General features: G+C 73.6%; 20 protein-coding genes. 9 read left to right on the forward strand and 11 right to left on the reverse strand.

Annotated elements, in window-relative coordinates:
* Positions 1 to 17: 17 nt before the first annotated feature.
* Genes allB through MXD60_RS02045 form a run of 4 tightly spaced genes read right to left on the reverse strand, consistent with a single transcriptional unit; the run spans position 18 to position 5,241 of the window.
* Positions 18 to 1,406, reverse strand: a complete 1,389-nt coding sequence (gene allB, locus MXD60_RS02030) for an allantoinase AllB (RefSeq protein WP_248817070.1) — start codon at positions 1,404 to 1,406, stop codon at positions 18 to 20.
* Positions 1,403 to 3,751, reverse strand: a complete 2,349-nt coding sequence (gene pucD / locus MXD60_RS02035; RefSeq protein WP_248817071.1) for a xanthine dehydrogenase subunit D — start codon at positions 3,749 to 3,751, stop codon at positions 1,403 to 1,405. Before pucD ends, allB begins: the two co-directional genes overlap by 4 nt.
* Positions 3,752 to 3,754: 3 nt before the next feature.
* Positions 3,755 to 4,279, reverse strand: coding sequence for a (2Fe-2S)-binding protein (locus tag MXD60_RS02040; protein WP_248817072.1), 525 nt, complete (start codon positions 4,277 to 4,279; stop codon positions 3,755 to 3,757).
* Entirely contained in the window at positions 4,276 to 5,241 is a 966-nt protein-coding gene (locus MXD60_RS02045) for an FAD binding domain-containing protein (RefSeq protein ID WP_248817073.1), read from the reverse strand. Before MXD60_RS02045 ends, MXD60_RS02040 begins: the two co-directional genes overlap by 4 nt.
* Before the next feature lie 322 nt (positions 5,242 to 5,563).
* On the opposite strand from MXD60_RS02045, the gene MXD60_RS02050 reads away from it, so the two are divergent.
* The gene (locus tag MXD60_RS02050; protein ID WP_248817074.1) at positions 5,564 to 6,727 is read left to right on the forward strand and encodes a Rieske 2Fe-2S domain-containing protein; all 1,164 of its coding nucleotides are present in this window, start codon (positions 5,564 to 5,566) and stop codon (positions 6,725 to 6,727) included.
* A 159-nt stretch (positions 6,728 to 6,886) separates the two neighbouring features.
* The gene (locus MXD60_RS02055) at positions 6,887 to 8,125 is read left to right on the forward strand and encodes an ATP-binding protein (RefSeq protein WP_248817075.1); all 1,239 of its coding nucleotides are present in this window, start codon (positions 6,887 to 6,889) and stop codon (positions 8,123 to 8,125) included.
* A 29-nt stretch (positions 8,126 to 8,154) separates the two neighbouring features.
* Here the strand turns inward: MXD60_RS02055 and MXD60_RS02060 are convergent, their stop codons facing one another.
* The 5 genes from MXD60_RS02060 to MXD60_RS02080 all read right to left on the reverse strand — a co-directional run bounded on the left by MXD60_RS02060 (position 8,155) and on the right by MXD60_RS02080 (position 13,606).
* Positions 8,155 to 9,852, reverse strand: a complete 1,698-nt coding sequence (locus MXD60_RS02060) for an adenine deaminase C-terminal domain-containing protein (protein WP_248817076.1) — start codon at positions 9,850 to 9,852, stop codon at positions 8,155 to 8,157.
* Positions 9,853 to 9,913: 61 nt separating this feature from the next.
* Positions 9,914 to 10,768, reverse strand: a complete 855-nt coding sequence (locus MXD60_RS02065) for an ABC transporter permease (RefSeq protein ID WP_248817077.1) — start codon at positions 10,766 to 10,768, stop codon at positions 9,914 to 9,916.
* A complete protein-coding gene (locus MXD60_RS02070) occupies positions 10,768 to 11,673 on the reverse strand; it encodes an ABC transporter permease (protein ID WP_248817079.1) in 906 nt (301 codons plus the stop codon). The genes MXD60_RS02065 and MXD60_RS02070 overlap by 1 nt, the downstream gene beginning before the upstream one ends.
* Entirely contained in the window at positions 11,670 to 12,587 is a 918-nt protein-coding gene (locus MXD60_RS02075; RefSeq protein WP_248817081.1) for an ABC transporter ATP-binding protein, read from the reverse strand. Before MXD60_RS02075 ends, MXD60_RS02070 begins: the two co-directional genes overlap by 4 nt.
* Positions 12,584 to 13,606 carry an ABC transporter substrate-binding protein gene (locus MXD60_RS02080; RefSeq protein ID WP_248817083.1) on the reverse strand — a complete coding sequence of 341 codons (1,023 nt, stop codon included), beginning with the start codon at positions 13,604 to 13,606 and terminating at the stop codon, positions 12,584 to 12,586. The genes MXD60_RS02075 and MXD60_RS02080 overlap by 4 nt, the downstream gene beginning before the upstream one ends.
* Positions 13,607 to 14,000: 394 nt before the next feature.
* Between MXD60_RS02080 and MXD60_RS02085 the strand changes: the two genes are divergently transcribed.
* The 3 genes from MXD60_RS02085 to MXD60_RS02095 are packed head-to-tail and all read left to right on the forward strand — an operon-like array spanning position 14,001 to position 16,398.
* Positions 14,001 to 14,303, forward strand: a complete 303-nt coding sequence (locus tag MXD60_RS02085) for an urease subunit gamma (protein ID WP_248817085.1) — start codon at positions 14,001 to 14,003, stop codon at positions 14,301 to 14,303.
* Positions 14,300 to 14,674, forward strand: a complete 375-nt coding sequence (locus MXD60_RS02090; RefSeq protein WP_248817087.1) for an urease subunit beta — start codon at positions 14,300 to 14,302, stop codon at positions 14,672 to 14,674. Before MXD60_RS02085 ends, MXD60_RS02090 begins: the two co-directional genes overlap by 4 nt.
* Entirely contained in the window at positions 14,671 to 16,398 is a 1,728-nt protein-coding gene (locus tag MXD60_RS02095) for an urease subunit alpha (RefSeq protein ID WP_248817089.1), read from the forward strand. Before MXD60_RS02090 ends, MXD60_RS02095 begins: the two co-directional genes overlap by 4 nt.
* Positions 16,399 to 16,447: 49 nt before the next feature.
* On the opposite strand, the gene MXD60_RS02100 is transcribed toward MXD60_RS02095, so the two are convergent.
* Positions 16,448 to 17,329, reverse strand: a complete 882-nt coding sequence (locus tag MXD60_RS02100; RefSeq protein WP_248817091.1) for a phytanoyl-CoA dioxygenase family protein — start codon at positions 17,327 to 17,329, stop codon at positions 16,448 to 16,450.
* 657 nt (positions 17,330 to 17,986) lie between these two features.
* Between MXD60_RS02100 and MXD60_RS02105 the strand changes: the two genes are divergently transcribed.
* A complete protein-coding gene (locus MXD60_RS02105) occupies positions 17,987 to 18,781 on the forward strand; it encodes an urease accessory protein UreF (RefSeq protein WP_518467182.1) in 795 nt (264 codons plus the stop codon).
* Between the two features lie 183 nt (positions 18,782 to 18,964).
* A complete protein-coding gene (locus tag MXD60_RS02110) occupies positions 18,965 to 19,981 on the forward strand; it encodes an urease accessory protein UreD (RefSeq protein ID WP_248817093.1) in 1,017 nt (338 codons plus the stop codon).
* On the opposite strand, the gene MXD60_RS02115 is transcribed toward MXD60_RS02110, so the two are convergent.
* A complete protein-coding gene (locus tag MXD60_RS02115; RefSeq protein WP_248817095.1) occupies positions 19,938 to 21,428 on the reverse strand; it encodes a glycosyltransferase in 1,491 nt (496 codons plus the stop codon). The genes MXD60_RS02110 and MXD60_RS02115 overlap by 44 nt on opposite strands.
* Before the next feature lie 390 nt (positions 21,429 to 21,818).
* Here MXD60_RS02115 and MXD60_RS02120 point away from each other — a divergent pair, with 390 nt between their 5' ends.
* Together MXD60_RS02120 and MXD60_RS02125 are read left to right on the forward strand one after the other, a co-directional pair.
* Positions 21,819 to 22,493, forward strand: a complete 675-nt coding sequence (locus MXD60_RS02120) for a TetR/AcrR family transcriptional regulator (protein ID WP_248817097.1) — start codon at positions 21,819 to 21,821, stop codon at positions 22,491 to 22,493.
* Positions 22,494 to 22,781: 288 nt separating this feature from the next.
* On the forward strand, positions 22,782 to 23,540 hold the full coding sequence (locus MXD60_RS02125; protein ID WP_248817099.1) for an MBL fold metallo-hydrolase: 759 nt from the start codon (positions 22,782 to 22,784) through the stop codon (positions 23,538 to 23,540).
* Positions 23,541 to 23,832 lie beyond the last annotated feature (292 nt).

A 23,832-nucleotide genomic window follows, 5' to 3' on the forward strand; every position in this document is an offset into this window, starting at 1 on the left:
CGGGCGGTGGGGGCTCATCACCGTTCCAGCAGACGTCCCCGGGGCGGACGGTCGCCGTCGGCGCGTACCCCCCGCAGATAGGTCGCCAGGACCACACCGTCCAGGCTGCGTCCAGCGTAGGGCGTAAGGGGGTGACGGTGACGCAGCATGGCGGGCCTCACCAGGAAAGACGCGTCCGGATCGAACACCACCAGATCGGCGTCGGCACCCACCTCCAGGCGGCCCTTGCGGCGCAGTCCGGCCAGCTGGGCCGGACCGGCGCACATCCAACCGACCAGGTCGGCAAGGCTGTGGCCGCGCGCGCGGGCCTGGGTCCACACCGCGGGTAGCCCGATCTGCACAGACGCGATGCCACCCCACGCGGCGGCGAAGTCGCCGGTGTCGATCTGCTTGACCTCCGGGGTGGAGGGCGAGTGGTCACTGACGACACCGGCGAACAGGCCCTCGCCCAGCGCGTCCCACAACCGGTCCAGGTTCGACCTGCCCCGGATGGGCGGGGCGCACTTGAACACGGTGGCCCCGTCCGGAACCTCCTCCGCGGTGAAGGTCAGGTAGTGCGGACAGGTCTCCGCGGAGAACGCCAGGCCCTCGTCGCGGGCGGTGACGATGTCGTCGAGGGCCTCCACGGCCGAAAGGTGCAGGACGTGCAGGCGGGCGCCGGTCGCCGCGGACAGCGCCACCAGTCCCGCGACCGCGTCCTGCTCCGCCGCCGGGGGCCGGGACGCCAGCCAGCTCGCGAATGCCCGCCCGAGGACCGGCGGGGCCGTCTCCAGCACCGCCGGGGATTCGGCGTGCACGACCGTGAGGGCGCCCATCCGGGCGGTGTGCCGGGTGGCGGCGGCCAGCACGTCCATGGAGACGTGGGGGAACTCCTCCACCCCCGACGGGGCCAGGAACGCCTTGAACCCGAACACCCCGGCGTCGTGCAGGGCAGCCAGATCATCGAGGCTGCGGGCGTCCGCGCCGATGATGCCGCCCCAGAAACCGACGTCGACGGCGATCTGCCCGGCGGCCACCGCCCGTTTGGCCTCGAGTGCCGCGAGGGAGGTCGTCGGCGGGATCGCGTTCAGCGGCATATCGATGATCGTGGTGACGCCGCCGGCCGCCGCGGCCCGGGTGGCGGTGGCGAACCCCTCCCACTCGGTGCGGCCCGGCTCGTTGACGTGCACATGGCTGTCGACGACGCCGGGCAGCAGCGCCAGCCCACCCAGGTCGGTGACCTCGACGCCCGCGGGAACGTCGGCTGGCTCGGTGATCGCGGCGATCCGGCCGTCCGCGACGTGCACCGCCGCCGGTCGCTCGCCACCCGGCAGGACCACCCGCCGGGAGCGCAGCACCCGCGGTCGCTCGGGCAGCGGGTCGGCCGGTCGGCCGCCCGGTTGCCCGGACGTGGAAAGGTCGCTCATCTGGGGGTGGCACCTCCGGCGGCGGGGCCGTCGGCCCCACTGGGTGCGGGGCCGACGGCCCCACTGGGTGACAGGTCGACCAGGTCCCGCGGACGCACGGGGACGCTGCGCAGGTCACGCCCGACCGCTGCCCGGATCGCGGCGACGATCGCCGGGGTGGCGGTGCAGGTCGGTGTCTCGCCGACGCCCTTCACCCCGTACGGCGCGTCCGGTTGTGGCTCGGTCACGGCCACGAAGTCCAGCTCGGGAACGTCGGCGGCGGTGGGCAGCAGGTAGTCGTGGAAGGTCGGGTTGACCACCCGCCCACCATCGGTGACCAGCTCTTCCATCACGGCCAGCCCGAGGCCCTGGGCCGTGCCGCCCTCGACCTGGCCGCGCAGCGCCAGCGGGTTGAGCACCGTCCCGCAGTCCTGCGCCAGCGCCATCGACACGACCCGGACCAGCCCGAGATCGAGGTCCACATCGACGACCGCCCGATGCGCGGCGGCAGCGAACGCCACGTGCGGGTCGCCCTGGCCGGCGGCGTCCAGCGCCGTCGTGCGGCGGTGGTGGAAGGTGAACTCGGCCTCCACCGGGCCGTGCGAGAGCGCGTCGGCGAGCCCGATCCGCAGGCCCGCCTCGGCGCCGACGATCTCCCCGGCGACGATCCGCAGGCTGTGGCGGGGCATCTCGACGACGCGCGCCGGCAGTCCGGCGGCCCGCGCGACCCGGGCGAGCAGCCGGTCGGCGACCGCGACGCAGGCACCGCGCACCGCACCGCCGCTCATCCAGGTCTGGCGGGACGCGCTGGTGGAGCCGGCGCTGCCGACGGAGGTGTCCGCGGGCGCCAGGACGACCTGCTCGACCCCCAGCTCTGTGCGGGCGATCTGCCCGGCGACGGTGACGAAGCCCTGGCCGACCTCCGCGCAGGCACTGTGCACCCGGACCCGTGGGGAGCCGTCCTCATCGAGGTCGAGGCGGACGCGCGCCATCGCGGAGTCGTCCATTCCCTCGGAGAACAGCAGGTTCTTGTAGCCCAGGGCGTAGCCGATCCCCCGGCGGACCCGGCGGACGTCGGCGCCCGCCGGCAGACCACCGGGAAGCGAAAGCTCGCTGCCGGCCGCCGGGGGCGGGGGCAGCGGGCGGGCCGCGACCAGGTGGAGGAGCTCGCGGGCCGGCAGCGGGCCGGCAAGCACCTGACCGGTCGGCAGCACATCCCCCGGTCGGACGGCGTTGCGGACCCGCAGTTCGACGGGGTCCAGCCCGAGCGCGTCAGCCAGCCGGTCCATCTGGGCCTCGTGGCCGATGGTCACCTGTGGAACGCCGAAGCCGCGCATGGCGCCGCACGGCGGGTTGTTGGTCCGCACGGCGACTCCGTGCAGCCGGGCGTGGGCGACCCGGTAGGGCCCGGCGGCGTGGGTCACCGCGTTCGCGAGCACCGCCGGGGAGGACGACGTATACGCGCCGCCGTCGAACACCAGCCGGGCCCGCACGCTGACCAGCTCGCCCGCGCGGGTGGCGGTGTGGCGGAACCACATCCGGGCGGGGGGGCGGGGGGGGTGGCCCAGAAAGGACTCGACCCGGTCGTAGGCGATACGGATGGGCGCCTGGGCCGAACGGGCCAGCAGCGCGCCGTGGATCTGCAGGGTGATGTCCTCGCGTCCCCCGAACGCACCCCCCACCCCGGCCAGGGTGAGCCGGACCAGTTCCTCCGGCAGTCCCAGGCAGGCGGCGACCTGCTCACGGTCCGAATGCAGCCACTGGGTGGCAACCATGAGGTCGACGCCGCCGTCCGCAGCCGGAATGACCAGCGCCGCCTCCGGGGCCAGGAACGCCTGGTCCTGCATGCCGACGCGATAGGTGTCCTCGACGGCCACCGGCCCGTCGGCCCAGATCCCGCCGTGCCGGATGTCGATCTCGCGGTAGAGGTTGCCGGTGGGGTGCAGTGCCGGCGCGTCCGGGTCGAGCACGCGCGTCGGATCGGTCCCGGCGGGTAGCGGTTCGTAGTCCACCTCGATGGCCGCGAGTGCGCGGCGCGCGGTCGCGGCGTCGATCGCGGCGACGGCGGCGACCGGCTCGCCGGCGTAGCGCGCCTCGGCCGCGGCAAAGACCGGCTGGTCGGCGACGATCAGACCGTAGGTGGCCACGCCGGGCACATCGGCCGCTGTCACCACGGCGGCCACGCCCGGCAGCCGGCGGGCCGCGGCGGTGTCGATCCGCACGATGCGGGCCCGCGGGTGGGGTGAGCGCAGGGTCCGTCCGTGCAGCATGCCCGGCACGCGCAGATCCCCGGCATACCGGAAAGCTCCGTTGACCTTGGCTGGCCCGTCCGGGCGGCGCACTGACTGGCCGATACCGTGCCGCATTCGTCACCCCCCGTCCGGACGAGCGCGGGACTCCTCCAGCGAGGGGAGGATGCCCCGTTCGCGCTGGACGGCCCGGATGGCGGCGAGGATGCGTCCGTAGCCGGTGCATCGGCAGATGTTCCCGGCCAGCGCCTCGCGGATCTCCTCGTCGTCCGCGTCCGGCCGGCGGGTGAGCAGGTCAGTCACCGCGACGACGAATCCGGGGGTGCAGAAGCCGCACTGCACGGCGCCCTCGGCGAGGAACATCGCCCGCACCGCGCGGGCGAGCCCCACCGCGCCGAGCCCCGCGACGGTGACCACCCTGGCACCGTCGGCGTCGGCGGCGAGCACCGTGCATGACGCGGCCAGCCGGCCGTCGAGCAGCACCGAGCAGGCCCCGCACCTGCCCTGCTCGCAGGCGTCCTTCACCGACGTGACCCCGAGGGTGTCCCGCAGCACGCTGAGCAGCGAGTCGCCAAGCTCCGCGCCGACCACCGCCCGCGGAAAGCCATCGACGTACAGCTGGTAGCTCTCACCGGCGGCCGTCATGACCCGCCACCCCGGCCAGCGGCTCCGGGCCCGGCAGTCGGGTCCGACGGCCGGGCGGTGCCCGGTTGGGCGTCGGTGGCTAGTTCGGTGGTGGTGGCTGGTTGGGTGGCGCGGGTCGCCTGCGGGTGCAGGCAGCGGGCAAGGGCCCGGCTGGCGAGCACACCCGCCGCGTGGCAGCGATAGTCCGCGGACTCGCCCGGCCCGACCGGCAGCACCGGACTGATTCCGGCGACCGCCTCGACAACCAGGTCGCCGAAACGCCGGGCGGCCTGCACGGGGATCGTTCCGGTGGTCCAGTCGACCTCGTCGACCGCGAAGCTCTCCGCCCCACCCATCCGGGCGGGCAGGCGCCCCACTCCGCCTATCGCGCAGGCGACGCGGTGGCGCACCCGATCCACCACCACGGCACAGGACACGATGGCAGGGTAGGCCGCCTGCCGGCCACCAATCTTGACGTGGACCTGGGGACCCCCCGGCCGGGCCAGTCGCACCGCGGTGACGAGACCGTCCGCCTCGACGCCCTCGGCGAGGAACTGCCCCAGCGGCCGCCACCGCGTGCCGCGCGGTGACGCGGTCAGCACCTCGGCGTCGGCCGCGGTCAGGTAGGTCAGCAGGTCACCGGCCGGCCGCACGGAGCCCAGGGCGCCGCCGACCGTGCCGGTATTGCGGATCTGCACCGACCCGACGACCCGGGCGGCACGGGCCAGCCCGGGCGACAGCGACCACCCCACCAGGTCCGCATAGGTCACCCCCGCGCCGATGGTCAGGCTGTCGGCGCCGGCGCCGCGTACGCGCAGCTCGAGTACCCGGCGCAGCGCCACGACCGCGTCCGCGACCCGCTCGCCGGACCGCAGCGCGGGCACCAGGTCCGTCCCACCGGACAGCAGGGCGACCGCGGCACCGGACTCGTGCGCCGCAGCCAGCATCTCCACCGCCTCACCGACACTGCGCGGCCGGAACATTCTCGAAGCGGCGCCCCCGGCCGCCGTCACCTGGCGCCGCCCGCGGGCCGGCGGCGGACGGACGAATGCTGCATGGCAACCGACCCTAGAGGCGGAAAGTTACGTTGATGTTCGATGAGACCGACGCTGCCTGGCCCGCCCGGCCGAGTCGGCTCGGGCCGCGGCGGAGCATCCGTCGCGGCGGCCCGGTCACCGCCCGACAATAGGTTGTCCCGCCCGCCCGCCCGCCCCGCGGCGCCGGCGCCCGGTGCGCCGGCCGGCGACGGGCGTCCGGCCGGCGACGGGCGTCCGGCCGGCGACCGAACACGAGGTGACCAGAGGTATGCCACGCCGTCTGCGCAACACCACGTCCGCGCTGCGCCACGGCTGGCATCCGGTGGCGCGCTCGGCGGAGGTGCGCGACGAGCCGGTGGCCGTCCGCCTGCTGGGCCAACCGTGGGTCCTCGCCCGGTTGGACGGCACGCTGGCGGCCTTCGCCGACCGCTGCCCGCACCGGCTGGCGCCGCTGTCCGCGGGTCGGGTGGACGGCCAGGAGATCGTCTGCGCCTACCACGGCTGGCGGTTCGTCGTCTCCGGCGAGTGCACCGCGGTGCCCGCGCTCGGCGCCGGGGTACCTACCCCCAGACGGGCCAGGGCGGTCGCCGCGTGGGGGGTCACCGAACGGCACGGGCTGGTCTGGATCGCCCCGGCGGAACCCGTCGCCGACCTCATCGAGCTCCCCGAGGCGGACCAGGCGGGGTTCGACTCCGTCTGGCTCACCCCGGTCAGATCCTCGGCCCCTGCGGCACTGCTCGCAGACAACTTCCTCGACACCGCGCACTTCCCGTTCGTGCATGCCGCCACAATCGGCGCCGGTGAGGACACCGTCGTACCGCCCTATCGGGTCACGCCGGACGGCGCCGGCTTCACGGTCCGGATGGAGCAGGAGGTGGCCAATCCGGAGGATCCCCTGGTCGGATCGGGGGAGCATCCGCTGATTCAGCGCCGCTGGTCGACCTACGGGTACCAGCCGCCGTTCATGCTCCGGCTGCGGCTGGAGTATCCCGACGCCGCCACGACGAACACGATCCTGTTCTGCCTCCAGCCGGAGGACGAGCGATCCACCCGGATCTACACTCGCCTGCTGCGCGACGACCTTGGCGGGGACGAGACGAGGATCGCGCAGGCCGCCCGGTTCGAGCAGGCCGTGCTGGACGAGGACCTCGCCCTGCAGGAACGCTTCGACCTCGACGGACTGCCCCTCGGCGGCGACGGGTCCCAGCCCGGCGAGGAGGTCAGCATCCGCGCCGACGCCGCCGGAGTCGCGCTGCGGCGGGCACTCGCCGCCCTCGTCGACACGGTGGGCGGGGCGGACGGGGCGGACAGGGCAGACAGGGCAGACACGCGGGCCTCGGACGCCGCTGGTCGCCCGCCTGGCGAACACCCCGGTGGCCGATCCGAGCCGGAGTTCCGACGCCCCCTGTCCCGCGACCAGCGGCCGGGCTGATAGCTCACCGTAACGCCGCGGTCGTCGTGTCTGCGCAGGGTGTGACCAGGACGCGACGGCGGTGGATATCCGACAGTCGCCGTCGCGTCCGGCGGGGTCTGCCAGGGGTTGAACGCTCCTACGATGGAGATCGGGACGCGGCCGGGAGGCGTGGGCTACATGGCGCAACGGGAAGGCCCGGTCGTCGACGGGGCGGGGTGGGCGGATCTCGACCCGCGGGAGTTCGCGCGGTTCCGACGGCTGGTCAGTGCGTTGGGCCGGCGAGCCGATGCGGCGCTGGCCACGTTGACGGACCGCGAGCTCGCCCACGCCCTGGGCGTGGTCCGGTTGGGCGGTGCCGGGATCGGGGCCGCGAACGCTGCCGTGGACGAGGCCGTGGTCAGGGATGCCTCGCCCGTCGCATTGCTGCCGGAGGCGCTGTTGCTGTTCGGTCGACCGGCGGCGATCCGCTGGTTCGTGCCGCACCACGAGGCGTCGATGCAGGTCCTGCGCGGGGACAGCGCCGAGGCGAGCGATTTCTTCCACTGGCCGCTGTTCCGCCTGGCCGAGGAGCTGCTGGCCCGGTTCCGCGATCGCAACAGCAGCCAGGTGGTCCGGTACGAACTGGTTCGGGTGGCCGTACCCGCCTGGTCGGAGCAGGCGTTCCTGGAGCTGTTGACCAACGCCCTGGTCCATCGGGACTACACGGTGCCGGGCGTGGTCCATGTCCGCTGGGGCGACGGCGGCGTCGAGGTTTCCAACCCGGCGCGGCCGGGCACCGGCGTGCGGCCGGGAGCCGCGCTGGAGGGCCTGCCGGAGGCGCCCAATCCGTTGCTGGTCGATGCCTTCCGCCGGGCCGGCATCGCCCAGCGCACCGGACTCGGCATCGGCCGGGCGGTCGCCGCCCAGCTGCGGCACGGGCTCGCCGCACCCCGCTTCGAGCGTTCCACCGACCGCACGGTCATCGCCGTGCTGCCGGGCGAGCCCGCGGACCTGGCCTTCGCCCGCTATGTGGTGGCCCGGGAACGGCATGGCGAGGCGCTCGGGCGCGCCGAGCTCCAGCTGGTCACGGCCATGCTGCGCGGCCACCGTCTGCGCACCGCCGAGGCCGCCGCGCTGCTCACCGCGGACCGTTCGCGGGCCCGCTCGATCCTGTTCGGCCTCGTGCGGGCCGGGCTCGTCCAGGTGGATGCGGACGGTGCGGGACGGGCCTGGTCCCTGACCGACCAGTTGCGTCACGACCTGCGCGCATGCGCGGCGCACGTCCGGGCGCAACGCACCGGTGATCAGCCGCCGGCGGTCCGACCGGCGCCGACGGGGCAGCCGTCGAACCCCGCCACGGTTGCCGAACCCGCCGGCTGGGCCATCCCGGATGCCGGTCCCGCCGTCCCACGCCGCCAGCGCGCGGGCGGCGGCTGAGGGCCGGGAGCGGCCGACCGTACAGCCGGTCAGGGCCCGGTGTGGAGCTGGCTGCCGAGGCGGGCGAGGGTGCGCAGCGGGAAGGGCAGCCGGCAGCCCAGGTCGGCCGCGGCGGTGTCGACCGCGGCCAGCTCGCCGAGCACCGCCTCCCAGGGCGCGTCGCTGAGCAGTCCGAGCAGCGGCAGCGGGCACGCCGCCCGCACCCAGCCCTGGTCGACGACGACGAAACCGCCGCCCATCCCCTCGATCGCCCGCGCCGCGGTGAGCATGTCGTCGTCCCGGGTCCCGATGACGACCACGCAGCCGGGGGCCTGCGCGGTGGTGAACCCGAGCGCACCGCGGGACAGCCCGCAGCCGCGTACCAGTCCGAGGTCGGCGGGCTCGGTGCCGCCCGCCCGCCCGAGGATCGCGATCTTCTGTAGATCCCGGGTCGCGTCGGCGACCGCCCGACCGTCACGCACCGTCGGCTGTACCCGCACGGTCCGCACGGCCCGCACGCCGTTGGCGGCCACCTGTACCGGCGGCGCTGCGGCTATCGGAATCGTCGGGCCAGCACCGGCGTCGATGCTGACCACGGCGATGCTGCCGTCGGCGCGGGCAGGCCGGGCGAGGTCGGGTCCGGCGAAGGAGCCGGCGTGCAGGGTCGCGGGAAGCTGGATGCGACCGGCCGCCCAGCCCGGCGCCGGATCGAGGTTGTCGAACAACGGCCGGCCGTGCTCCGCGGCGATCCGCCCGCTGGCGACGACCACGTCGGGCGGCGCGGTGTCCGCGAGCGAGGACACCACCTGCAGGTCGGCGAGTCGCGCCGGGGCGATGGCGCCGAGAATCGAGTCCAGGCCGTAGGCCCGCGCGGGCAGCAGGGTGGCGCGCCGGATCGCGTCGATCGGGCTGGTGCCCTGGCCGACGGCGAGTCGTACGTCGTGGTCGATGTGGCCCTGGAAGGCCAGTTCGGTGACCGTCCGGCTGCCGGCCAGGCCGGCGGCCTCCAGCGCCCGGCGCAGGCCGTCGGCCGATCCGGGGTCCAGGGGCAACATCCCCGCCAGGCCACCGCCCGCCGCGGCCGGGAGGAAGGTGTCGGGCAGGTCCTCGTCCGGGGCACCGCCCGATCGGATCAGGACCCGCAGTGGTGTCCCGGAACCAGCCGCGAACTCCGGCCCGCGTAGCCCGCCCAGCGTGATCAGCGCCGTGGGGTCGGCGAGCAGGGTTCCGGTGCCGCGGGGGACGATGAGCCGGGCCAGTTCGCCCGGGCTGAGCAGCGTGTCCTCGATCCGCAGGCCGGGGTCCACGTACGCGGGCAGCACGTAGCGGCCGGCGGCGTCGAGGGAACGCCGGCCGCTGAGCGCGCCCGGTCTGGTCACGGCGGCGATGTGCCGCCCGACGATGAGTACGTCGCGGCTGACGACCGAGCCGTCCTGCACGACCACGACCAGTCCACCGCGGACGACGAGGTCGGCGTCCTCCTCACCGGAGGCGACGCGGCGCATCCGCGCGAGCTGCGCGTCCGAGGCGCGCAGCCGGTCCACGCCGAACAGCCGGACGCGCGGCTGCACCTCGGGTTGCGCGGGGACGTCCGGACGGTCCGCACCTGGCATCACCTGGGGTGACTGCGTCTGCGGTGGGGTGGCCCGCGGGTTCGCGGGTTGGACGGCCGCAGCCTGGAGCAGGTGGCCCGGCCGGTGGGGTGTCGACATCAGCCGGGGTCCGTGGCTGGTGCGTTCGACGTTCAAGGGCTGTCCTTCGCCCACCGGACCAGGCCGGTGCTACAGAGGGGTTTGGCCACCGCTGCCGCTACCGGCCGCGGCCCGAGTTCGGTCCGTACCGGGTCAGCACGATCGCCTCCAGGAAGCCCACGACCGCGTACAGCGCGATGCTCGCCACCGTGATCACCACGACCGCGGCCCACACTCCGCCGTAGTTGAAGGTCTGCTGGGCGCGCTGCATGTAGTAGCCGAGCCCCTCGCCGGTGGCAAGCCATTCGGCGAGCAGCGCGCCGATCACCGCGCCGGGGACCGCGATGCGGGCGGAGACGAACAGCGCCGGCAGGGCGCTGGGCAGGGCGACCTTGCGCAGCACCGTCGCGGCGCCACCGCCGTAGGCGACCACGAGGTCGGAGGCGGCCGGCGGCCCGGAGCGCAGGCCGAAGACCAGGTTGACCAGCGACGGGAAGAACACGATGATGCCCGCGATCACGCCCACCGCGGTCAGCCCGCGCCCGAAGACCAGGGTGAGCACCGGGATCATCGCGACCAGCGGCACCGACCGCAGCATCATCGCCACCGGCATCAGCGCCCGCTCCACCGAGCGGAACAACACGAACGACACCGCCACGACGACGGCCGCCACGGTGCCCGCGAGGTAACCGATGCCCGCGTCGCCGAGGGTGTGCCACAGCCCGTCCAGGATCGCCTTGCGGCTCTCCGGCGCCTTGTCCGCCGTGAACAGGTACTCCCAGACCGCCTTCGGGTCCTTCGCGACCAGCGAGTTCAGGTCGAAGGCCGCGATGAACGCGTACCACAGCCCGACGATCACCGCGGCCGAGGCGACCACGGACAGGACCGTGCGGCCCACCCGCAGCCCGAGCGTCGCGAGGAGCTGATGCGAGGACGTCGCCGTGGCCGCCGTGGTCGTGGTCGTGGTCGCCATCACCCACCCCCCGGATTGCCGCGCGGCGCCCACGGGGTCACCAGCCGCGCCACCAGGGCGGTCAACGCATAGCCCAGCCCGGCGACGGCGGACGCGACGATGGCGAGCGCCCAGGTCCGCGGCACCTCCAGCGCCTGCTCGGAATGGACCATGGCAACACCGAGACCGCGGTCGGCGCCGAGGAACTCGCCGATGATCGCGCCGAGCACGGCCGCCGGCGCCGCGATCTGCAGGGCGGCGAAGGTGCTGGGCAGCGCGGCCCGCAGCCGGATGTACCGCATCTGCTTCCACGCCCCGCCGCCGCTGGCCCGCACCAGGTCGAGGCTCGCCGGGTCGGCGGCGCGCAGGCCGAGCAGGGTGCCGACCAGGGTCGTGAAGAACACCGAGATGCCGGCCAGGGCGATCTGCGGGGTGTGGCCGTCGAAGACGGTGGTCAGGATCGGGCCGATGGCGATGACCGGCAGGCAGTAGGACGCCACGCCGATCTGCAGCAGCACCCGTTCCACCACCGGCACCCCGAAGAACAGCACGGCCAGCCCGATCGCGAGGCCGTTGCCGATCAGCCAGCCCTTCGCCGCGATCTGCACCGTCGACCGTACCGAGGTCCACATCAGCTCGCGGTCGTCCCACAGCGCCCGCAGGACCTCCCACGGGGTCGGCACGGCGCCACCGTCGGAGAAGACGGTGACCGCGAGCACCCACCACAGCGCGACGAGCCCGACCATCCCGATCCCGGCGGCGAGCCAGGTCGACCGGTCGGCGTCGGCCAGCGGCCCGCGCCGGCGCGTGGCGGGCGATCCCGGCGAACCGTCCGCGCCGCCCGAACCCGACCCGCCGGGGCCGCCCGGACCGCCGGGGGCGCCGACACCGCCGCCGGCGGCGACCGCGTCCTGCAGGGTCGTCACCCGGGGCTCCGGGCCGCGTCGGGCGCCGGCGGCCCCGCGGCCACGGCCTCCCGCTCGGCACCGGCCTCCCGCTCGGCGCCGGCCTCCCGCTCGGCGCCGGCGAACAGCAGGCTCGACAGCTCGTCGTGCAGCTCGTGGAACCGGGGCGAGCGCAGCATCTCCGGCGTGCGCGGGCGGGGCAGGTCGATCTCGACGAGCGAGGAGATGCGGCCGGGCCGGGCGCTCATCACCGCGACCGTGTCGGAGAGGATCACCGCCTCCGGGATCGAGTGGGTGACCAGCACCGTCGTCGTGGAACGCGCGCTCCACACCCGCAGCAGCTCGAAGTTCAGCCGCTGGCGGGTCATGTCGTCGAGGGCGCCGAACGGCTCGTCGAGAAGCAGGATCCGCGGTTCGACGACGAGGGCCCGGGCGATCGCGACCCGCTGGCGCATCCCGCCGGAGAGCTGCGCCGGGCGGGCCTTCTCGAACCCGGCGAGGCCGACCAGCGAGATCAGCTCGGCGATCACCGAACGGTCCGCCTTCACGCCGCTGACCTCCAGCGGCAGGCGGATGTTCGCCTCGACCGAGCGCCAGGGCAGCAGGGCCGCGTCCTGGAAGGCGATGCCGAGGTGGTGGCCGCGGCGCGCGGCGGCGGGATGCTCCCCGTGCACCAGCACCTCGCCGGCGCTCGGGGCCTCCAGGTCGGCGAGGATGCGCAGCACCGTCGACTTGCCGCACCCGGACGGCCCGATCAGTGTCAGGAACGAGCCCTCGACCGTGGACAGGTTGACGTCGTCGAGCGCGAGGACGGACTTCCGGCCGAGCCGGAACTCCTTGCGCAGGCCCGCCACGCTCACGCCGGAGCCGGGGGCAGCAACGGATGGCTCCGCCGGGCCGGCGGGCTCCGACGTGGGCGTGGCGGCTGAGGTCATACGAGCTCCGGCTTCTCCTTGTACAGCTCCCGGATGATGGACAGATCGAACAACTTGTCCGCGGTAATGTCCACGCCCGCGAGCTTCAGAGTGGCGATGTTCTCCTCGACGAGTTGGTCGGTGACGGTGAACAGCCCGTTCTTCTTCGTGTCGGCGTTCAGGATGAGCTTGTTCTGGTCGGTGCTCTCCAGCACCTGCTCCTTCTCGTCCAGACCGAGATCCTTGCCGTAGACGGTGGCGGCGAGCTTCGCGCCGAGGGCCGGATCGCCGACGGCGTCCTTCCAGCCGCGGATCTCGGCGGTGAGCGCCGCCTTCACCTTGTCCCGGTTCTTCGCGAGCGACTCGTCGGTGACCATGAAAGTCTCCGAAACAAGTGGATAGTTGTGGTCGGCGAGCAGGAACGTGGTGACGTCGAAACCCTTCACGCGCAGCGCGTTCGGTTCGTTCGTGACGAAGGAGAACCAGCCGTCGACGGTGCCGGTGGTCAACGGCAGCGGGTCGAACTCGACCGGCACCTTGGTGATCTTCGACGGGTCGATCTTGTTGGCCTTCAGGAACGCCGACCAGACGGACTCGTTGGTCGCCTGCACGCCGATCTTCTTGCCGATCATCGCCTCCGGCGACGTGATCGCGCTCTTCGACAGCGACATGATCGCGAACGGGTTCTTCTGGTACTGCGCACCGATGATCTTCAGTGGCGCGCCCTGGGTGATCGCGTTGCCGGTGATGTCCGGCGAGGAGATGCCGATGAAGGCCTTCCCCGTCGCGACGTCGGTGTCCTGCGGCGTCGCCGCCGCGCCACCGGCGATCAGGTTGACGCCGGAGAAGCCCGCCGCCTTGTAGTAACCGCGCTGGTCGGCGATGTACTCGCCGGCGAACTCGACGTTCTTGATCCACGACAGCCGGACGGCCAGCGTGCCCAGCGAACTCGAATCCCCGCCGCCGCTGTCACTGCCGCAGGCGGCGAGCAGGCCGCCGCCACCCGCGGCCAGCAGCGTCGCCCCAGCGGAAAGTCCCACACCTCGGCGAAGAAATCTCCGCCGATCCAGACCTGTTGCCACCAGACCCCCATCGACCTTCGTCCCGGGCTTGCCCCACCGGCCGGCGGGTCCCACCCGCCCGAGCGGTCCCCCGGACGGTAGGAAGGACGCGTATCGGCCCAGTCGCCGGTGTGTGAATTGCGAGTAACTCCATTCTCACCGACAACCCGCCCGCACGGACTCACCGACCCCCGGGAATCCCTTCGCCGGAAACCCGCTCGAAACGTGACCACCTCAGATGGGGTTCGTCGTTCACGCCGTCGACATCGTTCCCCCGAAAACAGCGCACCCGCGTGATCGGGCCGGCCGTGCGGCGACCCGCCATCGACAAGCCTGCGGGCACCGGGACGACGGCCTGCTAGGCTCCGCATTCGTGCTGCTGAGCCCCCATGAACAGGAACGGCTGCTCATCCACGTCGCGGCCGGACTCGCCCGGGAACGGCGCGCCCGCGGCCTGAAGCTGAACTATCCCGAGGCCACCGCGCTGCTCACCTCGTTTCTGCTTGAGGGCGCCCGAGACGGTCGTACCGTCGCCGACCTCATGCACGCGGGACGAACCGTGCTCACCCGGGACGACGTCATGGAGGGAGTGCCGGAGATGCTCGACGAGGTCCAGGTCGAGGCGACCTTCCCGGACGGCACCAAGCTGGTCACCGTGCACCAGCCAATCCCATGATCCCCGGCGAGATCCTGCCCGGGTCGGACCCGGTCGAGGTGAACCCGGGCCGGCCCACGCGGACCCTGGTGGTGCGCAACACCGGCGACCGGCCCGTGCAGGTCGGGTCGCACTACCACTTCGCCGCCGCGAACCCGGCCCTCGACTTCGACCGGCGGCTCGCCTGGGGGCTGCGACTCGCCGTCCCCGCCGGCACCGCCGTCCGCTTCGAGCCCGGCGTCGAGCGGGAGGTCGAGCTCGTCCCGCTGGCCGGCGCCCGGATCGTGCCGGGCCTGCGCACGGAGTCCGCCGGCCCGCTCGACGACCCCGCCGCCGGCGGCATGCCCGGCACCGCCAGCGACCTGCCCGGATTCCTTGGAGAAGGCTCTTGAGCAGGCTGGACCGGTCCCGCTACGCCGCCCTGTACGGCCCGACGGTCGGCGACCGGATCCGCCTCGCCGACACCGACCTGTTCATCGAGGTCACCGAGGACCGCAGCCGCGGCCCGCGGCTCGCCGGGACCGGCGACGAGGCGGTCTTCGGCGGCGGCAAGGTGATCCGTGAGTCGATGGGGCAGGCGCGGGCCACCCGCGCCGAGGGCGCGCCCGACGTGGTCATCACCGGCGCCGTCGTGCTCGACCACTGGGGCGTCGTCAAGGCCGACGTCGGCATCCGCGACGGGCGCATCGTCGCGCTCGGCAAGGCAGGCAACCCGGACACCATGGACGGCGTCCACCCGGACCTCGTCATCGGCCCCGGCACCGAGATCATCGCCGGCAACGGCAGGATCCTCACGGCCGGCGCGGTGGACTGCCATGTCCACTTCATCTGCCCGCAGCAGGTGCCCGAGGCGCTCGGCGCCGGCATCACCACGCTGATCGGCGGCGGCACCGGACCGGCCGAGGGCACGAAGGCCACGACCGTCACCCCCGGCCCGTGGAACCTCGCCCGGATGCTGTCCGCGATGGACGACTTCCCGGTGAACGTCGTCCTGCTCGGCAAGGGCAACACGGTCAACGAGGACGCGATGTGGGAGCAGCTGCGGGCCGGCGCCGCCGGCTTCAAGCTGCACGAGGACTGGGGCACCACCCCGGCCGCCATCGACGCCTGCCTGCGCGTCGCCGACGCCTCCGGGGTGCAGGTCGCGCTGCACTCGGACACCCTCAACGAGGCCGGCTTCGTCGAGGACACCCTCGCCGCGATCGCCGGCCGGGCGATCCACTCGTACCACACCGAGGGTGCAGGCGGCGGACACGCACCGGACATCATCACGGTCGCCGCGGCCGGCAACGTGCTGCCGTCGTCGACGAACCCGACCCGCCCGCACACGGTGAACACCCTCGACGAGCACCTCGACATGCTGATGGTCTGCCACCATCTCAACCCGAGCGTGCCCGAGGACCTGGCCTTCGCCGAGAGCCGGATCCGGCCGTCGACGATCGCCGCCGAGGACATCCTGCACGACCTCGGCGCCATCTCCATGATCGGCTCCGACTCGCAGGCGATGGGCCGTATCGGCGAGGTCGTGCTGCGCACGTGGCAGACCGCGCACGTCATGAAGCTCCGCCGCGGCGCGCTGCCCGGCGACGGCGCCGCCGACAACGCGCGGGCGCGGCGCTACGTCGCCAAGTACACGATCTGCCCGGCGGTGGCGCACGGGCTCGACGCCGAGATCGGCTCGGTGGAGCCCGGCAAGCTCGCCGACCTGGTGCTCTACGACCCGGCGTTCTTCGGCGTGCGGCCGTCCCTGGTGATCAAGGGCGGGTTCGTCGCCTGGGCGGCGATGGGCGACGCGAACGCGTCGATCCCGACCCCGCAGCCAGTCCTGCCCCGCCCGATGTGGGGAGCCGCCCGGGGGCCGGCGGCCGCGTCGTCGCTGACGTTCGTCGCACCCGCCGCGGTCGAGGACGGCCTGCCCGAGCGGCTCGGCCTCGCGACACCCGTGGTCCCGGTCGCGGACGTCCGCCGCCGCGGCAAGGCCGACCTGCCGGAGAACACCGCGACACCGGACATCCGGGTGGACCCGGACACGTTCACCGTCTTCCTCGACGGCGAGGCCATCGAGGCCGACCCGGCCCGGGAACTGCCCATGGCCCAGCGCTACTTCCTGTTCTGACGGCGCTGCCGGCCGGGTCGCCGGTCGACGCGGCGGTCGGCAGTCGCCGTCAGCGGGCGGCGTTCTTGATGAACTGCTCCCGGTAGCTGGCCCGGTCGCCGGCGTAGTAGCCCGAACGGACGTGGCGCCGGGTGGTGTCGTCGGCGGTCGCGCGGGCCGCCGAGTGCCACAGGTAAGCGTCATGCAGCAGCACGTCGCCGCGCTCCGCGTAGACGGCGATCTCCCCGGGGACCTTCTCGAAGCCGAGCGGCATCGAGCAGGGTGGTTCGGCGTTGCCGTATCCCCCGGTCGGGCGGGCGTCCGCCGGCACGGCCACATTGTTGATGTTGCGGTAGGGCGCCGGCGTCGCCCAGCGGTGCGATCCGGGCACCACCCGCAGGAACCCGTTCGCGGGGCTCGTCGCGTCCACGTGGATGGTGAACGCCGCGCCCGGCCACACGTCCAGGCTCGGCATCGCCTGCCAGTCCGAGTGCCAGCCGATCCGGGTGTACCCGGACTCGCGGCCGGGCCGGGCGTCCTGGTAGACCACGCCCGAGCCGGACCCGTCGAGCGCCCAGACGTCGTTGCCGAGCAGGCGGCGCAGCACCTCGAGGAGAACCGGGTCCGTCGCCGCCGTCCGCACCGCCGGGGAGAGCTCCTCGACGTGCTCGACGTAGTTCACGTACCCCGGGCCACTCTCGCCTGGACCGTTCGGGCGGTCGACATGGCGCGCGTCGAGGTACTGGGTGGAGCCATGCCGCTGCGGCACCGTCCCGGCGAGCACCGCTCGCTGCGCCGCGGCGCACTCGTCCTCGATGCTGTCGACGAGCGCCGCCGGCAGCAGCCCGCGCAGCACCACGAAGCCATGCTGGTGGTAGAACTCCGCGAGTCCCGGCGCCGCCGCCGGATCCGGGTCGGACGGGTTGACCGTGAACACCCCAAGACCTGTCATCCCCGGCATGGACGGCACGCCACGCACCCCTGACCCGCCGTCCGGGCCAGCAGCGGGAACCTGAGGCGGAATCGGACTACCCACCGTCGTACCTCCACTGTCGTGACGACGACCCGACGCGTGTCCTCCGAGCGGGCCATGCGGGCCATGCGGGCCATGCGGGCCATCAAGGTACGGGCCACGGGTTTCGCCGCCGTTGCCATGGGCAGCGGCCCTCACCGCGACCATCCACCGGCGCTAGTGTCGGCCGTGGGAGCGGGTCCGGGTGCGGTGGCTGCTTCTGCCGCCGGAGCGCGAGGTGTTCGGCTCGCACTCCCACCTGTGGTCGTCCCCGTCCCACCTGGCCTGATAGCCGGACTGGCAGGAGGGTTCGGGCGGCCGGTGGTCCGCGCAGGAGGTCAGCACGGGTGCCAACGCCACTGTCGTCGCGAGTAGTCCAGCCAGGCGGGTTCGCCTGGCGCCGAAGCGCGCGGGTCGTCGCGTCATCATGGTGCGTCCCTCGTCCCAGGGCTGTCGATGTCCTGCCGTGGCGCCCACGCCGCTCCCGTACCCCTACGAGATCGACGTTTCCGCCCTGCGTGGGGCCAGCTCGTATCGCCACCCCCGCGGTGGGCCGCGGCTACCAGCGGCAGACTCTCGCACGGAAAGGCAGGCGCGGTGACCGGTTTGTCAGCCGAACGACCGGCCCGAACGGCCGGCCCGGCCGGCGGCGAGGAAGCCGGCCCGGACCATGCCCGCCCGGACGAGGCTGGCCCGGACGAGGCTGGCCAGGTCGCGCACGACGTGCGCCGGGCCACCCTGCTGGTGCTGGTGGACGGCCGGATGCCGACCGGCGGGCACGCGCATTCGGGCGGGGTCGAGGCGGCGATCGTCGACGGCAGCCTGGCCGACCTGGCCGACCTGGCGCAGTTCCTCCTCGGCCGGCTGCACACCGCGGGCGTGGTCGCGGCCGCCTTCGCCGCCGCGACCTGCCATGCACTCACCGCCGGCGGACCCGATCCCGCCGGGGCGCTCGCCGGCCTGGACGCCGAGCTCGATGCCCGCACGCCTTCCCCCGCCGCGCGAGCCGCGAGCCGGGCCCAGGGGCGCACCCTGCTGCGCGCCGGACGCGCCGCCTGGCCCGTCACGCCGGGGCCGCGAGCCCCGCACCACCCGATCGCGCTGGGCATGGTCGCGGCCGGGGCACGGCTGTCACCGGCCGATGCCGCCCTCGCCGCCGCGCACGCCACGGTGACCGGTCCGGCCACGGCCGCCACCCGCCTGATCGGGCTGGACCCCATCGCCGTCACGGCCGTGCTGGCCCAACTCGCCGGCGACGTCGCCGCGACGGCCCGCACGGGCCGGGCCGCGGCGGCGCTGCCCGCCCGGGACCTGCCTGCCCGGACCGGCATCCGCCTCGACCTGCTGGCCGAACGTCACCGGCTCGCCGACGTACGCATGTTCACCTCTTGACATCACAGTGCGCCGCGGCGCACAGAGTGCACTGAACCGCGGGGCACTGCGCTGCGGCGCACCGGGGCGCGACAGTCGCCTGCCATCACAGGGACGGTTGAGTGCGCCAGGCAGTGGAGCGGCACGCGGCGGTGCGGAACATGACGGGGCAACGGCTTCCTGACGGCGAGGAGTATCACGCGCATGATGACCGGCGCGACCAGCACCGAACCGACCAGCACCAACCCACTCGGCCCCGACCCACTCGGCCCCGACCCACTCAACACTGGGACGATCCGCGCCGGCGCCGGCTCACCCCGCACCGGGCGAACCGCGGTGCGGGCGCACGCGGCCGTCCGGGTGGATCTGGGGCCGTCGGGCGTGCCGCGGGTCGCCGAGCTGCGTTCCGAGGTGCCGCTCGTGCTGCGGCTGACCGGGCCGGTCGACGACGACGGTCGGCCGGGCGCCGGGGCGTCGCAGGGGCTGCCCGCACCGGTGTTGCCGGCGCTGTGGGTGCACCTGGTGGGCGCCGCGGCGGGGCCGCTGGCGGGCGACGAGCTGCGGCTCGACATCTCGGTCGGCACCGGGGTGCGACTGGTCGTCCGGTCGGCCGCCGCCACCGTCGCCCTGCCCGGGCGGGGCCCCGGGCCATCCCGGCTGACCGTGACCGCCGTGGTCGACGACGGCGCCGAGCTGGACCTCGGGCCCGAGCAGACCGTGGTCGCGGCCGGGGCAGACCATCAGCTGGTCACCGACGTCCGGCTGGCCGCGACGGCCCGGCTGCGGCTGCGTGAGGAGATCCTGCTCGGCCGGTTCGGTGAGCCGCCGGGGTCGTTCCACGGCATCCTGCGCGTCGACGTCGCGGCCGGAGCCGGCGATCCGGTTCCGCTGCTCCGGCAGGAGCTTCTTCTGGGCGAGTCCGAACCGGGCCTGCGGGGACCCGCCCAGCTGGGCCTGGCCCGGGCGGTGGGATCACTACTCGTCGCAGGGCCCGAATGGGCGGGGCCCACCCCGACGGCGGGTGTCGCGGCGGGGGCCGGACTGCTGCCCCTGGCCGGTCCGGGCTATCTGGTGTCGGCCCTCGCGGACGACGCGGTCGCCCTGCGCCGGCGGCTCACCCTGCCGCCCGGGGATACCGGCTGGCAGCGGGCCCGCCGGCCGGACGACCACACGCCGGTCAGCTCCTGGAATGCGGCCGGCGATCGGCCTGCTCACCGCTGACCTGGGGTGCGCTCGGTTCCGCCGAGCCGGTCGGCGCGGGCACCTCCGCCCGACCCGCCGTCGTGGCGGGCCCCTCCGATCGGGGCAGGCTGTCGTTCCACGGATCGCGCGGCGGACCGACCACGGCACCGGGCAGGTCCGTGGCTCTGGCCTCCGCGGGCGGCGCGGGCTGCTGGGGGGTGTCGGGCCGGGTCGGGGGCAGCGTCGCGGCGGCCGGTCCATCCCACTGCTTCGCCGCGACGGGTGGAGGTGGCACGGCGGCCTCGCGGCCGGTGGTCGGCTGGCCGTGCTCGTCGTAGGTGCGTCCCTTCCAGGAGGCACCGCGGCCGGCCTTCGTGCGCCGCGCGGAGTCGACGGTCATGGCCAGGTACAGCGCCGCGACGCCGGGCAGGAGCAGCGCGCTGAGCAGCGGCTGGCGGTAGTACCGGATCATCGGCAGGTAGGTGATGGTCATGATCAGCCAGGTGACGGCGCCGATGACCGCGGCCCTGCCGTCCCCGCCGGCGAGACCGGCGATGGTCGCGGCCGGTGGGACGACGAAGACCAGTCCCAGCCCGAGGACCGTTCCGAGCAACAGCAGCGGCGAGTGACGCAGCTGGGCGTAGGCGGTGCGGGCGACCATGTTCCACAGGTCGGCCAGGCGCGGGTACGGCCGGCGGCTGTGGACCTGCTCCGCGAGGCCGAGCCAGGTCCGCCCGCCGGAGCGCTTGATGATCCGCGCGACGGACACATCGTCGATCACCGCGTTGCGGATCTCGGCGAGCCCGCCGGCCGCCGCCAGCGCCTCGCGGCGCACGAGGGAACAGCCGCCCGCAGCCGCCGCCACCCGCGCACGCGGGTTGTTCGACCAGCGGAACGGATAGAGCATCGCGAAGAAGTAGACGAACGCCGGCACGATCAGCCGCTCCCAGAAGGTGTCCGCGCGCAGCACGGCCATCTGGGAGACCATGTCCAGCCGATGCGTCCGCGCGGCCGCGACGAGGCTGGTCAGCGAGCTCCGGTCGTGGGCGATGTCGGCATCGGTGAGCAGCAGGTACTCCGCGTCGCCGGCGCAGTCGACGCCGCGGCGCAGCGCCCACAGCTTGCCGGTCCACCCGGGGGGCGGCTCCGTCGACGCGGTGACCGCGGCCGTGACGTTCGACCCGCCGCGCCGCGCTGCCTCCTCGGCGAGCCCCCGGGCGACCTCGGTCGTCCCGTCGGTGGAGCCGTCGTCGACCAGGATCAGCCGCACGGGCCCCGGGTAGTCCTGGCTGAGCAGGGTCGGCAGCGTCACGGGCAGCACGTCCGCCTCGTCCCGCGCGGGAATCACTATCGCGACGCTGGGCCAGACGGGCGGCGCCTGACGGGCCGGCAGGCGCTGGTCGGTTCGCCAGAAGAAACCATGACCGATGGCCAGGTACAGCCAGGCGAGCAACGAGGCGAGGGCTATCCACTGGAGCGCAGTCACAGAGAGTAATGATGCCACGTGGGTCACACCTGCGCCGGTCGTGCGCGGTAATTGTGTGTTAAGAACTGCCGGCCGCCGGGCGGCCTGCCCGTGACGACGCCGACCGAACTGGTGACGCCGGCGACCGGGTGTCCGGAAAACCCCTACGGATCAGGCATGTTTCTCCGGGGTGGGTCGACGTGCCGCCCACCCACGCCGCCCACCGCCGCCGGCGGCTCCGAGCACCGGCCGCACCCTGTCCCCGCGGCCGGATGGCACCGATTAGGCTCGCTCGTGCCATAGCCGCGCTCGCCGTGTACCCCCGCTCAGGGCTGGTCGTGGAACGGAACCCACACGATCCTGGTCCCTCTCAACCCCCGCCAGGGCCTGGGTCTGCACCATAATCGAGTGGTGACCCGTAGCCGTCGTTCCGAGCAGACGGCCGACACCCGTCAGGCTCTCGTTACGGCTGCCCGCCGTCGATTCGCCGAGCAGGGGTTCGCAGCCACCGGGACCGAGGAGATCGTCGCGGACGCGCAGGTGACCCGGGGCGCCTTGTACCACCACTTCCGCGACAAGGCCGAGCTGTTCCGGACAGTGATGGAACAGGTCGCCACCGAGGTCGCGGAACAGCTCGTGGCGGGCGAGCTCGCCCGCGACGCCGAGCTGCCCAGCGACGCGTGGACCCAGTTGCGCACGGGCTTCCAGTCCCTGCTCGACATCTCCACCGCGGACAGCGACTTCCAGCGCATCGTGCTCATCGACGGACCCGCCGTGCTCGGCAGCGAGGCGTGGGACGCGCTCGTCGAACGGCACGGGTACCGGCTGCTGTCCGAGTGGCTGGAACGGGCTATCGCCGAGGAGCGCATCGATCCCCTCCCCGTCGCGCCGCTGACTCGCCTGGTCGCGGCCCTGCTGTCGGAGGCGAGCATCTTCACGGCCCGGGCCGCCGATCCGGACATGGCCCGCATCGAGATCGGCATCGTGCTCGACCGCCTGCTGCGCGGGCTCGGGCGCGGCGGCGACCTGGCCCAACAGCCACCGGTCAGCGCCGAGCACAGCACCGGCCCGCAGCGGACCCGCTAGGCGCCGGCTGCGCTGCCCGCTGGTCGCTCCACAGGGATAGATGTCCAATTTGCCCCTTTAAAGCGGAACGTCAATGCGACCACGACGCCGGCGATCACGTCCATCGGTGCGCCACCAAGAACCTGCCGCCGCGCGGCAGCCTGCTTCGAGCGCGCCGTGCCAAGCTGACCCGGCCATGCGCCCATGGCCAGTGACGCTATGGTCGCCAAACACGACAAGGCTGTGTCCAGGTTTGATTCAGTTCGCGGTCATTTCAACCTCTTGATGTCACCATGGGTAGGTGATCAGATGTCGACGCAGTCCGACGGGCTCGCGGGTCGAGACCTGTCGGTCGCGCCCGACGCGGCGCAGTTGTGCGAGCTTCGACCGGGTGTGCATGCCTGGGTGCAGCCGGATGGGTCCTGGTGGGTGAACAACGCCGGTGCTGTAAGCGGCGATGGGGAAACGCTGGTCATCGACACCTGCGCCACTGTGCAGCGCACCCACCGGTTCCTCACCGCACTGGGTGATGCCACCCGTGGAACCCCGATCCGGTGGGCAGTCAACACCCACCAGCACGGTGACCACACCTACGGCAACAGCCTTCTGCCTGCGGCGACGGTGTTGATCGGTCATGAGCAGGACGATCGCATCCTGTTCGCCGGGGACCTGCTTTTCGCCGGTCTGACTCCGCTGGTGTTCATGGGCTCGGTGACGGGAGCGCTCACCACACTCGACTGGCTGGCAGGGATGACGCCTGAGGTGATCGTGCCCGGGCATGGCCCGGTGCTGGCCGGCGGAGAGATCGACCGTGTGCTCGACGAGCACCGTCGCTACTTCCAGTTCGTGCTCAGTGAGGCAGACCGCGGGCTCGCCCGTGGTGCGACGCCGTTGGAGATCGCCCGCGACGCGCGGCTCGGCGAGTTCGCCGACTGGGCGGACGCCGAGCGGCTGGTACTCAATCTCCATCGCGTCCACGCCGACCGCGCCGGCCACGAGCTGGACCTGGTCGCGGCCCTCTGCGACGCGGTGACCTGGCTCGGTCATCCCATGCCCACATCCGTCTGAACGGCAGATCTAAACCACACAAGCGGGCAGACACAGCCGGAGGATCGCGGTCACACCGCCGGGGTCCCCGTCAATGTGTGGTCGCCGATCCGGGCCATCACCGTTCGATCACGACGCTGGCCGCGGGCAGGGGGAGCGGCGGTCCCTGATGTGCCTGCCTCAGCGCGCCTTCCGGCGCGCCCGCTCAGGGACGGCAGATCCAGGCGCGACACGACAACGCCGCCCCGGTCGCTGGGCGACCAAGGCGGCGGCGGGGGGGCGGGTCGGGGGGGGGGGGGGGGGCGGGGGGGCG

Origin of the sequence: Frankia sp. AgB32 (assembly GCF_023243045.1) — a bacterium.
Lineage (GTDB): Bacteria > Actinomycetota > Actinomycetes > Frankiales > Frankiaceae > Frankia.

What these genes read in the sequence shown, in the direction of transcription:
- MXD60_RS02050 (WP_248817074.1), top strand. Translation starts at nt 5,564, where the DNA reads ATGCCACGCCGTCTGCGCAACACCACGTCCGCGCTGCGCCACGGCTGG.
- MXD60_RS02075 (WP_248817081.1), bottom strand. Translation starts at nt 12,587, where the DNA reads ATGACCTCAGCCGCCACGCCCACGTCGGAGCCCGCCGGCCCGGCGGAG.
- MXD60_RS02125 (WP_248817099.1), top strand. Translation starts at nt 22,782, where the DNA reads ATGTCGACGCAGTCCGACGGGCTCGCGGGTCGAGACCTGTCGGTCGCG.
- allB (WP_248817070.1), bottom strand. Translation starts at nt 1,406, where the DNA reads ATGAGCGACCTTTCCACGTCCGGGCAACCGGGCGGCCGACCGGCCGAC.
- MXD60_RS02100 (WP_248817091.1), bottom strand. Translation starts at nt 17,329, where the DNA reads ATGACAGGTCTTGGGGTGTTCACGGTCAACCCGTCCGACCCGGATCCG.
- MXD60_RS02065 (WP_248817077.1), bottom strand. Translation starts at nt 10,768, where the DNA reads ATGGCGACCACGACCACGACCACGGCGGCCACGGCGACGTCCTCGCAT.
- MXD60_RS02045 (WP_248817073.1), bottom strand. Translation starts at nt 5,241, where the DNA reads ATGTTCCGGCCGCGCAGTGTCGGTGAGGCGGTGGAGATGCTGGCTGCG.
- MXD60_RS02090 (WP_248817087.1), top strand. Translation starts at nt 14,300, where the DNA reads ATGATCCCCGGCGAGATCCTGCCCGGGTCGGACCCGGTCGAGGTGAAC.
- MXD60_RS02040 (WP_248817072.1), bottom strand. Translation starts at nt 4,279, where the DNA reads ATGACGGCCGCCGGTGAGAGCTACCAGCTGTACGTCGATGGCTTTCCG.
- MXD60_RS02110 (WP_248817093.1), top strand. Translation starts at nt 18,965, where the DNA reads ATGATGACCGGCGCGACCAGCACCGAACCGACCAGCACCAACCCACTC.
- pucD (WP_248817071.1), bottom strand. Translation starts at nt 3,751, where the DNA reads ATGCGGCACGGTATCGGCCAGTCAGTGCGCCGCCCGGACGGGCCAGCC.
- MXD60_RS02055 (WP_248817075.1), top strand. Translation starts at nt 6,887, where the DNA reads ATGGCGCAACGGGAAGGCCCGGTCGTCGACGGGGCGGGGTGGGCGGAT.